The sequence below is a fragment of the Thermophilibacter immobilis genome (genome assembly GCF_015277515.1).
In the GTDB taxonomy this organism is placed as follows: Bacteria; Actinomycetota; Coriobacteriia; order Coriobacteriales; family Atopobiaceae; genus Thermophilibacter; species Thermophilibacter immobilis.
In genome coordinates, this window is sequence record NZ_CP063767.1 from 169,027 (window position 1) to 181,049 (window position 12,023).

Here is a 12,023-nt window from a genome sequence, read left to right on the forward strand (position 1 = left end):
CTCTTGGAAGGAAAACGTATGCTTGATGCCCTCCTCATGCAGATTAGGGATACGGCCGTCATCATGGGCGTCATTGCCCTTGTCGGCCTCCTGCTGCAGAAGAAGTCGGCCGTCGATGTCTTCTCCGGTACGGTGAAGACCATCATCGGCTTCATGATCTTCAACATCGGATCTGATGCCATGTCGGCGCAGATTACCATCTTCTCTGACATGTTCACCAGGGCGTTTAGCGTCCATGGCGTTGTGACCCAGGTCGAGGTCGCCACGGCGCTCGCCCTGAACACCTATGGTACCGAGGTCGCGCTCGTCATGGTACTCGGCTTCGTCATGAACCTCGTGTTCGCCAAGGTGACGCCCTTCAAGGCCGTCTTCCTGACGGGTCAGCACTTCCTGTATTTTGCTTGCGTCCTAGCGCTCGTCTTTATCGCACTCGGTGCTCCGACCTTTGTGACGGTCATTCTCGGTGGCATTATCCTGGGCTTCTGTGGAGCCTCTCTGCCCACGCTCTGCCAGCCGTTCGTGAACAAGCTCGTGGGCAACGACAGCATCGCCCTTGGCCACTTCAACTGCATCGGCTACGCCTTCTCCGGATACGTGGGCAAGCTCTTCGCCAAGAAGAACGACGCCGATGAGGGCAAGGAGGAGAAGGAGCTTCCCGAGTTCTTCAAGCTCTTCAAGGACTTCGTCTTCTCGGTGGCCCTGTTCATGATCGTGCTCTTCTACATCGTGACTATCGCCTGCTTCGTCACGGGCCAGTTTGACACCGAGCTTGCCTCCGGCAAGGCCTTTACCAGCTACTTCGGAAACGACGTGTGGTGGATTTGGCCCTTCCTCGCAGGCCTCAAGTTCGCTGCAGGCATGTCTGTCCTGATCTACGGCGTTCGCCAGTTCATCGCCGAGATCACTGCCGCGTTCGTGGGCATCTCCGAGAAGCTCATCCCCGACGCTCGCCCTGCCGTTGACTGCCCGGCCATCTTCCCGTTTGCGCCGAACGCCGTCATCATTGGCTTCATTGGCTCCTTCCTGGGTGGCCTCGTGGCCATGGCCTTCATGGTTGCCCTCCACTCCGAGACCATCATGATCCCGGCTGCCGGCATCTGCTTCTTCTCGGGCGGCACCTGCGGCGTGTGCGGCTACGCCTACGGCGGATGGCGTGGAGCTTTTCTTGGCTCCTTCATCGTGGGCATCTTCCTGTGCGCAGGCCCGCTCGTGCTCTATCCGGCCTTCGCCAACCTCGGCATCGCCGAGGCCTCCTTCCCGAACGTCGACTACAACATCATCGGCTCGATCATCTACGGGATTGGTCACATCTTTGCATAGTTCCCAGCCTGGGAACGCTCTGCCTACTCAGCTCTAAGGTCTTTGGCCGAGGGCGCTCGTGGAAGCCCACGGGCGCCCTCGCCTCGTAAAGTGAAAGGAGACACCCATGCTCGAAGCCGCTCGCATTGCCGACGCCCATCTCGGTGGCCTGCTCGTGCAGGTGATTGACTCCGCACCCGTCGTGATGATGGCACGTAACGCCGGCATCGACTTCCTGCTGTTCGACAACGAGCACGGAGACGTGGACGACGCGCGCCTGAGCTCTCTCATGATGCTGGGAAACGCCGTGGGCCTTCCCTCGATCGTACGCGCGCCGCAGCTTGCCCGCGCCGACGTCTCGCGGCTTCTCGACCGAGGAGCGACGGGCGTCATGGTCCCCATGATCGAGACGATCGGGCAGGCGCGACAGCTGGCATCGTGGGCCAAGTATCCGCCCCTCGGGCGTCGAAGCTACTCGGGCGGTGCCCATACGGGATACGGCCCCTCGGGAGGCCATGCGCTCAACATGAAGCACGCCAACGCGCAGACGTTGGCAATTGTCCAGATAGAAACCGTCGCGGGCGTTGAGAGCGTCGAGGAGATCCTTGCGGTGGACGGCATCGATGCCGCCATTATTGGTCCCTGCGACCTGGCAATCTCAATGGGACGCCCGGATGAGGTCGGATGCGACGAGGAGCTTCGGCTCATCGATCGCGTCAGTGATGCCTGCAAGGCCGCGCACAAGGGCTTTGGCATCATTGGCGGAAACGAACTCATCGCCCGCTACGCCCCGGACATCAATCTCATGGTCTCTGCCCTTGATGCGCACATCCTACGCGCCGCCCTCTCCGCTGCCGCGTCAGACTACGACCGACTGCGCGCCCAGGCGCAGGGTCGGCCACACGCGAGGTAGCACATGGCAAAGAAGAAAAAGGTCGCGAGCGCGACCAAGAAAGACGCGTCTACTGCCGTTGAGCAGACGGAGGAGCGCCTCGGGGCTGCGGGAACTGCCAAGAAGGTATCAGAGAACGTCCTCGGCGACATGCTGGGCGTCGGGGGGAAGAAGAAGGAGCCGCTCGAGCGACCCGACGACAAGATCGTCCTTGCCGTCGAGGAGGACCGCACGCGGCTCGTCGTGCAGGGCGCGGGTCTGCTCCTCGCGGTGCTTTTTGCGCTTGTCGCCACCCTTGTTTTTTGGGGCGCGGCCAACCTGACCGGTAATGTGGTCTTTCTGCTGCTGGTCATCGTTTTTCTCACCGTCGCCTGGTTTGTGTCGAGGGCCATGGGGAAGCGCTTCAACCGGCTTTTCTCGCACACCAACGTCATCGACTTCGGCGAGCGCCACATCTTCGTCTACGAGAGGGCAGACCCCAAGAAGGCCCTCGTCATCCCCTACAAGGACATAAAGAACTATCGGCTCATCCGCCAGGGCAGGGCCATGCGCCTGCTGCTCTCGGGCGCGTGGGTCACGCATCCATCAGGCTACCAGCTCGTTGACATCAATCGACCGTTTAAGGCGGACACGCTCGACGAGCTCTCTCACCAGGTGGCGCAGATCATGCGCGAGCATCGCGTGAGCGCGCGCGTATAGGGCACGAGTGCAGTATTTCGAGTCCCCACGAGGGGCCAGCGAACAAAGGAGCATCACCATGGCAACCGACAAAGAGCAAGTCACCGAGTTTTTGGATATCGCCAAGAAGTCTCTTGACGAGTACGTGTCCGGCATCGACTTTGACGCCCTGAGCGCGGCCAAGGAACTTATCCTTGCTGCCGAGAAAGCGGGTGGACGTCTGCACGTGACGGGCATTGGCAAGCCAGGGCACGTCTCGGGCTACGCCGCGTCGCTCTTCTCGTCCACCGGCACGCCGACCTATGAGCTGCACGGCACCGAGTGCGTGCACGGCTCGGCAGGGCAGGTCCGTCCGGGCGACGTGGTGATCGCGATCTCCAACTCAGGAGAGACCGCAGAGCTCAAGGCCACGGTCAGCTGCCTCAAGGGCAACGGTGCCAAGATCATCGCCCTCACGGGCAACCCCCAGAGCTGGCTTGCCCGGCAGGGTGACGTGGCGCTCATCGCGGGCGTCGCGCAGGAGGGCGACTCCATGAACAAACCTCCGCGTGCCTCCATCCTGGCCGAGATCATCGAGCTCCAGTGTCTCTCCATCCTGCTTCAGAACGAGTTCGGCCTCGATCCCAAGCAGTACGTCAAGTGGCACCCGGGCGGGGCCCTCGGCGCCTCCATTCGCGACGCCAAGTAGCTCGTCCACCACGCTATCACACACTCCAGAGAAGAGAAGGAATCCACGCATGTCCAAGTTCCAGGGCGTCATCGTCCCCATGGTCACCCCCTTCACGCGGGATGACACCCAGACCATTAGCTACGAGGCTGCGGAGCTCCTGGTCGAGAAGCTCATCTCCGAGGGGGCCAGCGGCATCTTCACCTTTGGGTCCAACGGTGAATTCCACGTTTGCACCCCCGACGAGAAGATCTCGTTCTCCCAGTTTGTGATCGAGAAGGTCGCTGGCCGCGTGCCCGTCTACGTGGGCACCGGCGCGTGCTCGACCCACGAGGCCGTCGAGCTGTCCAAGCGTGCCGAGGCCATAGGGGCCGACGCGCTCTCCGTCATAAACCCCTACTTCCTGGGCATCTCCGATGACCAGCTCAAGGGGTACTTCATCACGGTGGCCGAAAGCGTGAAGGTCCCCGTTATGCTCTATAACATCCCCAAGGCCACGGGCATGAATGTCTCGCCCGAGGTCGTCCGCGAGGTTGCCCAGGTCGACAACGTGAGGGGCGTCAAGGACTCCTCCGGCAATATGGATAACTTCAAGGGCTATCTTGACGCGGTGAGGGGCACGGACGTTGACGTTCTGGTGGGTTCCGATGGCAAGATCTCGGAGGCACATGCGCTCGGAGCATCGGGTGCCGTTGCCGGCACCGCGAACCTCATTACGAAAGTCGTGGCAGATCTTTGGAATGCTCTTGAGTCGGGCAGCGAACGGGAGGCTGAGCGCCTGCAGGCCGAGGTCGAGCCGATCCGCGACGTGCTGCACCTGGGGTCCACGCCCCAGACCCTCAAGCGCGCCCTTGAGCTTGCCGGATATCCCGTGGGCCCTGCTCGCTTCCCCGTCGCCGAGGTCGCTGCGGGAGTGGACGATAAAATACGTGCGATGCTCGACCATTACCGCATCGCTCACCACTAAGACTGCGTGAATCCGAACGCCTCCGTATAGGGGGCGTTCTTGTACTGAGAAAAAAAGGAGACAGCTCTCATGATTCTTCAGAAGGCCGAGATTACCCAGGCGCTCTACGACACAGCCGCATTTGCCGTGGTGCGCGTCCCCACCATCGAGAGGGGGTGCGAGATTGCCGAGGGGCTGGTCAAAGGTGGCGTCCGCGCTATGGAGGTCAGCTACACCCTGCCCAACGCCGGCGAGGTGATCGCAGGCATCAAGGAGCGCTTTGGCGATGATATGCTCGTGGGCGCCGGAACGGTCATGGAGGCCACAACGGCGCGCCTTGCCATCCTGAGCGGAGCTCAGTTCATCGTGGCCAACTGCCTCTCGGATGAGGTGGCGCGCATCTGCAACCTCTACCAGATTCCGTACGCGCCCGGCTGCACCACAACGACAGAGGCCAACCATGCGCTCGCCCTCGGTGCCGCCTACATCAAGTGCTTCCCCATCTCCAACGTGTACGGTCCGTCCCTCGTGAGCCTTTTCAAGACCCCGACGCCCTGGATGCCCCTCATGGCCTCCGGTGGCATCAGCCTGGAGAACCTCAGTATCTGGATCGGTGCGGGCGTCGACTGCTGCGGCATGGGGAGCCTTCTCACCAAGGGTACCTCCGAGGAGATCGCCGCCAACGCGGCGCAGGTCAGAAGAATCATCGATGAAACTCGCGCGGGAGCATCCTCTGCTGCTCGATGAAATGCCGCCGTTTACGGTCTTATGAAGGCAGCGGGAACCTCGGATGTGTATCGTAGAGATGTCTGGCAGCTTGTAGGGAAGGGGCACCATGAAGTTCTTCATCGACACCGCGGACCTCGGCGAGATCCGGGAGGCCCTCTCGTGGGGGTGCCTGGACGGCGTCACCACCAACCCGTCGCTGTACGCCCGCACGGGCGGCAGGCTCGACGACTTCGAGGCCCACATGGTCAAGATCGCCCAGCTCTGCGAGGGGCTGCCCGTCTCGGCGGAGTCCCAGGCCAAGGACGTCGAGGGCATGGTCGCCGACGGCCGCAGGCTGTCGGCCCTGGCCCCCAACATCGTGGTCAAGCTCCCCGTCTGCGAGGCCGGCCTGGCGGCGACCCACCGGCTGGCCTCCGAGGGCGTGCGCGTCAACGTGACGCTCGTCTTCTCGGCCCCGCAGGCGCTCCTGGCCGCCAGCGCCGGCGCCCGCTACGTGAGCCCGTTCGTGGGCCGCTTCGACGACGTCGGCGAGGACGGCGTCGACCGGCTCGCCGACGTGGTCGCCTGCATCGGCAACTACGACTGGGGGGGCAGGAACGTGGACGGCCGGGTGGAGGTCATCACCGCCTCCGTTCGCACGCCCAGCCACGTGACGCAGGCGGCCCTCCTGGGCGCCGACATCGCCACCGTGCCCCTCGCCGCGCTCAGGAGGTGCGTGCGCCACCCCCTGACCGACCAGGGCATGGCCTCCTTCGACGCCGACTGGGTCAAGGTCGTGGCGGCGCAGTAGCGCCGGCCAGCATCTTGCGCTCTTCCCCGTTGCGGGGAGAGGGGCGGGACAAAAGACGTAAGAGATAAAAGCAAAAAAGGAGACAGCCCATGCGCGACGAGGAGCTCGAGAGGGTCGCCAACGAGGTCCGCAAGGGGATCGTGACTGCGGTGCACGCAGCCAAGTCCGGGCACCCCGGCGGGTCGCTCGGCGCGGCCGACATGTTGACCTATCTGTACTTCGAGGAAATGAACATCGACCCGGACAGGCCCGGCTGGCCCGACCGCGACCGCTTCGTCCTGTCCAAGGGTCATTGCGCTCCCGGCCTGTACGCGACGCTCGCCGCGCGTGGGTTCTTCCCCGCCTCCGACCTCGAGGGTCTGCGCCACATAGGCAGCCACCTCCAGGGCCACCCCAACATGCGCGACACCCCCGGCGTGGACATGACCACGGGGTCTCTTGGCCAGGGGGTCTCGGCGGCCGTGGGCATGGCGCTTGCGGCCAAGCACTGGGGAGAGGACCATCGCGTCTACGCGATGCTCGGCGACGGCGAGTGCGAGGAGGGCCAGGTCTGGGAGGCCTCCATGTTCGCCGGCAACCAGAAGCTCGACAACCTCTGCCTGATCGTGGACCACAACGGCCTGCAGATCGACGGCACGATCGAGGAGGTCAACTCGGCGATGCCCCTGGCCGAAAAGTTCCGCGCCTTCAAGTTCCACGTGGTGGAGCTCGCGGACGGACATGACATGTCCCAAATCCGTGCGGCCCTGACGAAGGCCCGCGCTACGAAGGGCGCGCCCACGTGCATCGTGGCCGAGACCGTCAAGGGCAGGGGAGTCTCCTTCATGGAAAACCAGGTGGGCTGGCACGGCAAGGCACCCAATGACAAGCAGTACGCCCAGGCCATGGCCGAGCTCGACAAGGAGGCCCAGTAATGGACGGCGTGAAGAAGATAGCCACCCGGCAGAGCTACGGCGAGGCCCTCGTCGCGTTGGGCGCGGAGCACGACGACTTCGTGGTCTTCGACGCGGACCTCGCGGCGGCCACCCAGACCGGCAAGTTCAGGGACGCCTACCCCGACCGCTTCTTCGACGCGGGCATCGCCGAGGCCAACATGATGGGCATGGCCGCCGGCGTCGCCGCCGCGGGCCACGTGGCCTTTGCGAGCACCTTCGCCATGTTCGCCGCCGGCCGCGCCTTCGAGCAGGTCAGAAACTCCATCGGCTACCCGCACCTCAACGTCAAGATCGGCGCCACCCACGCTGGCATTTCGGTTGGCGAGGACGGCGCCACCCACCAGTGCAACGAGGACATCGCCCTCATGCGTACGATCCCGGGCATGACGGTCATCTGCCCGTGCGACGACGTGGAGGCGCGCGCTGCCGTGCGGGCCGCCTATGAGACTGACGGGCCCGTCTACCTGAGGCTTGGCCGGCTCGCAGTGCCCGTGGTCAACGACCGGCCCGACTACGAGTTCCACATGGGCAAGGCCTTCACCCAGCGCGGGGGCTCCGACGTCACGCTCATCGCCACGGGGCTCATGGTTCAGGCCGCCCTCGGGGCCGCCGAGGCGCTCGAAGCGAAGGGCATCTCCGCCGAGGTCCTCGACATCCATACCATCAAGCCGCTCGACGTCGACGCCATCGTGGCGAGCGCCGAGAAGACCGGTCGGGTCGTGACCTGCGAGGAGCACTCCGTCATAGGGGGCCTGGGCGGCGCGGTGTGCGAGGCCCTGTCCGAGCGCCTCCCGACGCCCGTGCGCAGGATCGGCGTGCACGACGTCTTCGGCCACTCCGGTCCCGCCGTCGACCTGCTCCACGAGTTCGGCCTCGACGCCGAGGGCGTCGCCCGCGAGGTCGAGGACTTTCTCGGCCGCTAGGCGCCCGGACGCATAGACGAACCTGAACCTCCCCCGCAATGCGTGTGGGGAGGTTCTGCTTTATGGGCGCAAAATGAGAGGAGTTTGGTGAAACCAAGGCTCTTTGCTTAGACTGAAGCAGGTATTTATTCATTGTGAGCTAAGGAAAAGGAGCTTCTGTGGCCAGTCACTTTCGCAGCGCTGAGCAACAGGGGTCGGACGGCGCCGAACAGCCCGAGGCTGTAGTGCCCGAAGCGGCTCCGCAGGCAGAGATCGCCGATTCCAACGACTCGAGCGCCTCGCAGAGCGACCCTCTCGAGGAGGTCCATGTCGTCACCGCTGCCGAGCCGGCAGATCCTGCCGAGCAGCCGGGCTTTACCAGTGTGTTCGCGCCCCTTGCGGACGAGGACGGACCGGCTGTTTCGCGTACCGGCACCCCCACCGTATCATTCAGGAACGTAACCCTTATCTATCCGGCCCAGCCCAACAAGCCTGCCCTCGATGAGGTGGGCCTGGACATCTACCCGGGCGAGTTCGTCTTTATCGTCGGGCACTCGGGCTCGGGCAAGTCGTCTCTGCTCCGTCTGGTCACGCGCGAGCTGCGCGCTACCTCCGGTCAGGTCATGGTGGCCGGCCAGGACCTCACCAAGATGAAGAACAAGAAGGTCCCGTATCTGCGACGCCAGATTGGCACCGTCTACCAGGACTTTAAGCTCCTGCCCGACAAGACGGTCTACGAGAACGTTGCCTTCGCCCTTGAGTGCATCGGCAAGCCTCGCTCCATCATTAAGGCCCAGGTTCCCGAGGTGCTCAGGCTCGTGGGCCTGGGCGAGCGCATGGAGCACTTTCCCGACCAGCTCTCGGGCGGCGAGCAGCAGCGCGTCTCCGTCGCGCGCGCCATGGTCAACCGCCCGCCGCTTCTGGTCTGCGACGAGCCTACGGGCAACCTGGATCCGGCCATCTCGCTGGGCATCATGAAGCTGCTCGACCGCATCAACCGTGCCGGCACAACCGTCGTCATGGCCACGCACGACCGCGAGATGGTCGACTCCATGCGCAAGCGCGTCATCGCGCTCGAGGCTGGTCGCGTGGTGCGTGACCAGGAGAAGGGAGGCTATGGCTACTATGGTGCCCTCTAACTTTGGCTACTCGCTGCGCGAGTGCGGCCATCACTTTCGCCGCAACTGGACAACGGTGCTCGGCGCCGTCGTCACCATCTTCCTCTCGCTCTTCATCATCGGGCTGTTCGTGATTGCGTCGGCCATGATCAACAACATGGTCGGCAGCGTGGAGGATCGCGTCACTATCCAGGCATTTCTCTCCGATGATGCCGACCAGGCGACGGTCAACTCCTTCCAGGAGGATATCGCCAGCTGGGACAACGTGGAGTCCGTGACCTACAAGTCCAAGGACGAGGCGCTCGAGGACTATCAGACCTCGATGTCCAATCGCAATGCCTCGGACGCCCTGGCCGCCCTGGACAGCGAGAACCCGCTGCCCGCCTCTCTTGTGATCAAGCTGACCGACCCCCAGCAGGTGGAGTCCACAGCCCAGAAAATCGCCCAGAGCAGCACGTTCCAGAAGATCTGCGACCAGTCCGACAACCCCGCCGGTGACGTCAAATACGGTCAAGAGACGGTCGAGAAGCTCTTCAGCGTGACCAACTACCTGCGCATCGGGGCAATCGTGCTCGTGGCCCTGCTGACCTTCGTGGCCTTTGTGTTCATCAACAACACGATTCGCCTGGCCATCACGGCGCGTCGTCGCGAGATTGGCATCATGCGCCTGGTGGGCGCCTCCAACGGGTTCATCCGGGGTCCGTTCATCATGGAGGGCACGCTCGAGGCCGTCATCGGCGCCCTGCTCGCAATCGTCGTTCTCTTTGTGGGCGTGAACGCACTTCTGCCCGCGCTCTCCAGCAGCATGGCGTTTCTGGCATTTGACGTCTCCAGCATGACCCTGTATGCCACCTTTGGCCTTTTGCTCTTGCTGGGCGTCCTCATCGGCTTCTTTGGTTCGGCAATCGCCATGAGGCGCTATCTGAAGGTATAGTTCGCGCACCTAGCGTACAGGCAGCGGGGGCGGTGCGCGAGGGTGCACCGCCCCCGTTTGCGAAGGGAGGAGATCTCGTGGCGCGCAAGAAGCCGCACCATGGAAACCGTCGTCGCGGCTCAGGGCGCCGCGCGCCCGCCCAGCGTCAGACGCTCGAGGGAACACTCGTGCTCACGCGCGCGGGGGTGGGGCACGTCGAGACGCCCGAGGGCAGCTTCGACCTGGCACACCGTGGCCAGCGCGAGGCCATGAACGCAGACGTGGTCCAGATCGTGCTCGTGGAGGGTCGGGGTTCCCCGCGTGCCGTGGTCCGCTCCGTCGTGAAGCGGGCCACGAGCACCTTCCTGGGCCGATTCTCCCACGCAGGGCCTCTCGGCGCCGTCACCCCGCTCGACGCACGCCTGGGGCACGACTTCTTCGTAGTTCCCGAGGACGCGAGCCCGCAGCGCCTTGGGGCGGGGGAGGACGACGTCGTGGTCGCGCGGATCACGGAGTACCCCACGAGGCAAAGCGCGGCCGTGGTGACCCTGGAGCGCCGAGTGGGCTCCTCTGACGAGCTTGACCTTGACGTCGAGGCCGTGATGGCCTCCTTTGGCCTCGCGGGGGACTTTCCCGCCTCCGCGCTCGACCAGGCCGAGGGGATCGAGGTGTGCCCCGGCGAGGCTCTGGCCTCAGACCCGCGTCGTCGTGACCTGCGCGATCTTCTCTGCGTGACCGTTGACCCCGCCGACGCGCGCGACTTTGACGACGCCGTGAGCGCGCGTCGCCTGCCTCGGGGAGGCTTCGAGGTGGGCGTCCACATCGCGGACGTCTCCCGCTACGTGGAGGCGGACTCACCGATCGACAACGAGGCCAAGAGAAGGACCTGCTCGGCCTACCTGGTGGACCGCGTGGTTCCCATGCTTCCCGAGAGGCTTTGCAATGACGTGTGCTCGCTCGTCCCCGAATCCGATCGCCTGGCCATGAGCGTCCTTATGCGCCTGGGCTCATTGGGTGAAGTCGAGCGATCCCACGTTGTGGCCTCGGTGATCTGCTCGTCGGCGCGCCTTGACTACGATACTGTCGACGCCTTGCTTGAGGGGCATGTGTCAGAGGGCGACCTGCCCTGCGAGGGCTCCTGCGCCCACGAGGTGGCCGAGATGCTTTCTATCCTGGACGAGGTGCGGGACCTGCGTGAGCAGGTGCGCCGCAGGCGAGGGGCCCTGGACTTCGACACCGTGGAGTCCCGTGTAACGCTCGATGCCAAGGGCGTTCCAACGGGCGTCTCGGTGCGTCGTCGCACGCGGGGGACGGGCCTCGTCGAGGAGGCCATGCTCGTGGCCAACGAGTGCGTGGCTCGCATGCTCGCGGACGCCGAGGCCCCGGCCGCCTACCGCGTCCATGAGCGTCCCCTTCCCGAGGACCTGCGCGCCTGCGCTCTGCCCCTACGCGAGCTGGGACTGCTTGAGGGCGACGCCGCATCGGGCCTGCTCGCGGGTGACCCCTTTGCGATTCAGGACGTGCTTGCGCGCGCGCGTGGCACCGAGGGGGCCTACCTCGCGAGCGCCCTGCTCCTGCGTGCCCAGAGGCGCGCCGTCTACCTTCCCGTCAACGAGGGGCACTATGCGCTCGGGGCCTCGGCCTACTGCCACTTCACCTCCCCGATTCGTCGCTATCCCGACATGCTCGTGCACCGCGCGCTCAAGGCGCTCATCTCCGGCAAGCTCGAGGGGCACGCGATGCGGGTTCAGGCGGCCGCGCTTCCCCAGCTCTGCGGCACGTGCTCCGAGCGCGAGCGTGCCGCCGACGCCGCGGCGCGCGCCTCGCAGAAGATCAAGATGGCCGAGCTCTTCTCGACTCAGGTGAGACAGGGATTTGCGGGACGGGTCAGCGGCTGCGAGCGCTACGGGCTCTTCGTGACGCTCGACGAGTCCAGGGCCGAGGGGCTTCTCCCCGTCCGGGCTCTGGGGACCGAGTGGTTTTCCTATGATGAGGAGCGCATGACCCTCACCGGCGAGGAGACGGGCGAGGTCTGGGGCCTGGGCCGTCGCGTCGTGGTGGAGGTCGCGGGCACGAACAAGGCGCGAGGGCAGATTGACTTTGCGCTGAGCGCTCGACCGACACCGCGCCCTGAGCAATAATGAGAGGACAGAT

12 protein-coding genes are annotated in these 12,023 nt (G+C 64.6%); all 12 read left to right on the forward strand.

Annotation, left to right across the window (positions count from 1 at the left end):
- The first annotated feature begins 18 nt into the window (after positions 1-18).
- The 12 genes from INP52_RS00760 to INP52_RS00815 all read left to right on the forward strand — a co-directional run bounded on the left by INP52_RS00760 (position 19) and on the right by INP52_RS00815 (position 12,010).
- Positions 19-1,320, forward strand: coding sequence for a PTS ascorbate transporter subunit IIC (locus INP52_RS00760; protein WP_194371548.1), 1,302 nt, complete (start codon positions 19-21; stop codon positions 1,318-1,320).
- Positions 1,321-1,426: 106 nt separating this feature from the next.
- On the forward strand, positions 1,427-2,212 hold the full coding sequence (locus tag INP52_RS00765) for an HpcH/HpaI aldolase family protein (protein ID WP_194371550.1): 786 nt from the start codon (positions 1,427-1,429) through the stop codon (positions 2,210-2,212).
- Positions 2,213-2,215: 3 nt separating this feature from the next.
- The gene (locus tag INP52_RS00770) at positions 2,216-2,890 is read left to right on the forward strand and encodes a hypothetical protein (RefSeq protein WP_194371552.1); all 675 of its coding nucleotides are present in this window, start codon (positions 2,216-2,218) and stop codon (positions 2,888-2,890) included.
- Between the two features lie 58 nt (positions 2,891-2,948).
- Positions 2,949-3,557, forward strand: a complete 609-nt coding sequence (locus INP52_RS00775) for an SIS domain-containing protein (RefSeq protein WP_194371554.1) — start codon at positions 2,949-2,951, stop codon at positions 3,555-3,557.
- 49 nt (positions 3,558-3,606) lie between these two features.
- Positions 3,607-4,503: a dihydrodipicolinate synthase family protein gene (locus INP52_RS00780; RefSeq protein WP_194371556.1), complete on the forward strand. Its 897-nt coding sequence runs from the start codon at positions 3,607-3,609 to the stop codon at positions 4,501-4,503.
- A gap of 69 nt (positions 4,504-4,572) precedes the next feature.
- Positions 4,573-5,229 (forward strand): beta/alpha barrel domain-containing protein, encoded by a 657-nt coding sequence (locus tag INP52_RS00785; RefSeq protein WP_194371558.1) that lies wholly within the window; start codon positions 4,573-4,575, stop codon positions 5,227-5,229.
- Positions 5,230-5,317: 88 nt separating this feature from the next.
- Entirely contained in the window at positions 5,318-6,001 is a 684-nt protein-coding gene (locus INP52_RS00790) for a transaldolase family protein (protein ID WP_194371560.1), read from the forward strand.
- Positions 6,002-6,090: 89 nt separating this feature from the next.
- Positions 6,091-6,915 carry a transketolase gene (locus INP52_RS00795; RefSeq protein ID WP_194371562.1) on the forward strand — a complete coding sequence of 275 codons (825 nt, stop codon included), beginning with the start codon at positions 6,091-6,093 and terminating at the stop codon, positions 6,913-6,915.
- Positions 6,915-7,859 (forward strand): transketolase family protein, encoded by a 945-nt coding sequence (locus tag INP52_RS00800; RefSeq protein ID WP_194371563.1) that lies wholly within the window; start codon positions 6,915-6,917, stop codon positions 7,857-7,859. Before INP52_RS00795 ends, INP52_RS00800 begins: the two co-directional genes overlap by 1 nt.
- Before the next feature lie 158 nt (positions 7,860-8,017).
- Positions 8,018-8,977, forward strand: coding sequence for a cell division ATP-binding protein FtsE (gene ftsE / locus INP52_RS00805; protein WP_194371564.1), 960 nt, complete (start codon positions 8,018-8,020; stop codon positions 8,975-8,977).
- Positions 8,955-9,890, forward strand: a complete 936-nt coding sequence (gene ftsX / locus INP52_RS00810) for a permease-like cell division protein FtsX (RefSeq protein WP_332307364.1) — start codon at positions 8,955-8,957, stop codon at positions 9,888-9,890. The genes ftsE and ftsX overlap by 23 nt, the downstream gene beginning before the upstream one ends.
- 77 nt (positions 9,891-9,967) lie before the next feature.
- Complete coding sequence (locus INP52_RS00815; protein ID WP_194371565.1) at positions 9,968-12,010, forward strand: ribonuclease R family protein; 2,043 nt, start codon at positions 9,968-9,970, stop codon at positions 12,008-12,010.
- Positions 12,011-12,023: the final 13 nt, after the last annotated feature.

What these genes read in the sequence shown, in the direction of transcription:
- INP52_RS00760 (WP_194371548.1), top strand. Translation starts at nt 19, where the DNA reads ATGCTTGATGCCCTCCTCATGCAGATTAGGGATACGGCCGTCATCATG.
- ftsX (WP_332307364.1), top strand. Translation starts at nt 8,955, where the DNA reads ATGGCTACTATGGTGCCCTCTAACTTTGGCTACTCGCTGCGCGAGTGC.
- INP52_RS00785 (WP_194371558.1), top strand. Translation starts at nt 4,573, where the DNA reads ATGATTCTTCAGAAGGCCGAGATTACCCAGGCGCTCTACGACACAGCC.
- INP52_RS00800 (WP_194371563.1), top strand. Translation starts at nt 6,915, where the DNA reads ATGGACGGCGTGAAGAAGATAGCCACCCGGCAGAGCTACGGCGAGGCC.
- INP52_RS00795 (WP_194371562.1), top strand. Translation starts at nt 6,091, where the DNA reads ATGCGCGACGAGGAGCTCGAGAGGGTCGCCAACGAGGTCCGCAAGGGG.
- INP52_RS00765 (WP_194371550.1), top strand. Translation starts at nt 1,427, where the DNA reads ATGCTCGAAGCCGCTCGCATTGCCGACGCCCATCTCGGTGGCCTGCTC.
- INP52_RS00775 (WP_194371554.1), top strand. Translation starts at nt 2,949, where the DNA reads ATGGCAACCGACAAAGAGCAAGTCACCGAGTTTTTGGATATCGCCAAG.
- INP52_RS00780 (WP_194371556.1), top strand. Translation starts at nt 3,607, where the DNA reads ATGTCCAAGTTCCAGGGCGTCATCGTCCCCATGGTCACCCCCTTCACG.
- INP52_RS00770 (WP_194371552.1), top strand. Translation starts at nt 2,216, where the DNA reads ATGGCAAAGAAGAAAAAGGTCGCGAGCGCGACCAAGAAAGACGCGTCT.
- INP52_RS00790 (WP_194371560.1), top strand. Translation starts at nt 5,318, where the DNA reads ATGAAGTTCTTCATCGACACCGCGGACCTCGGCGAGATCCGGGAGGCC.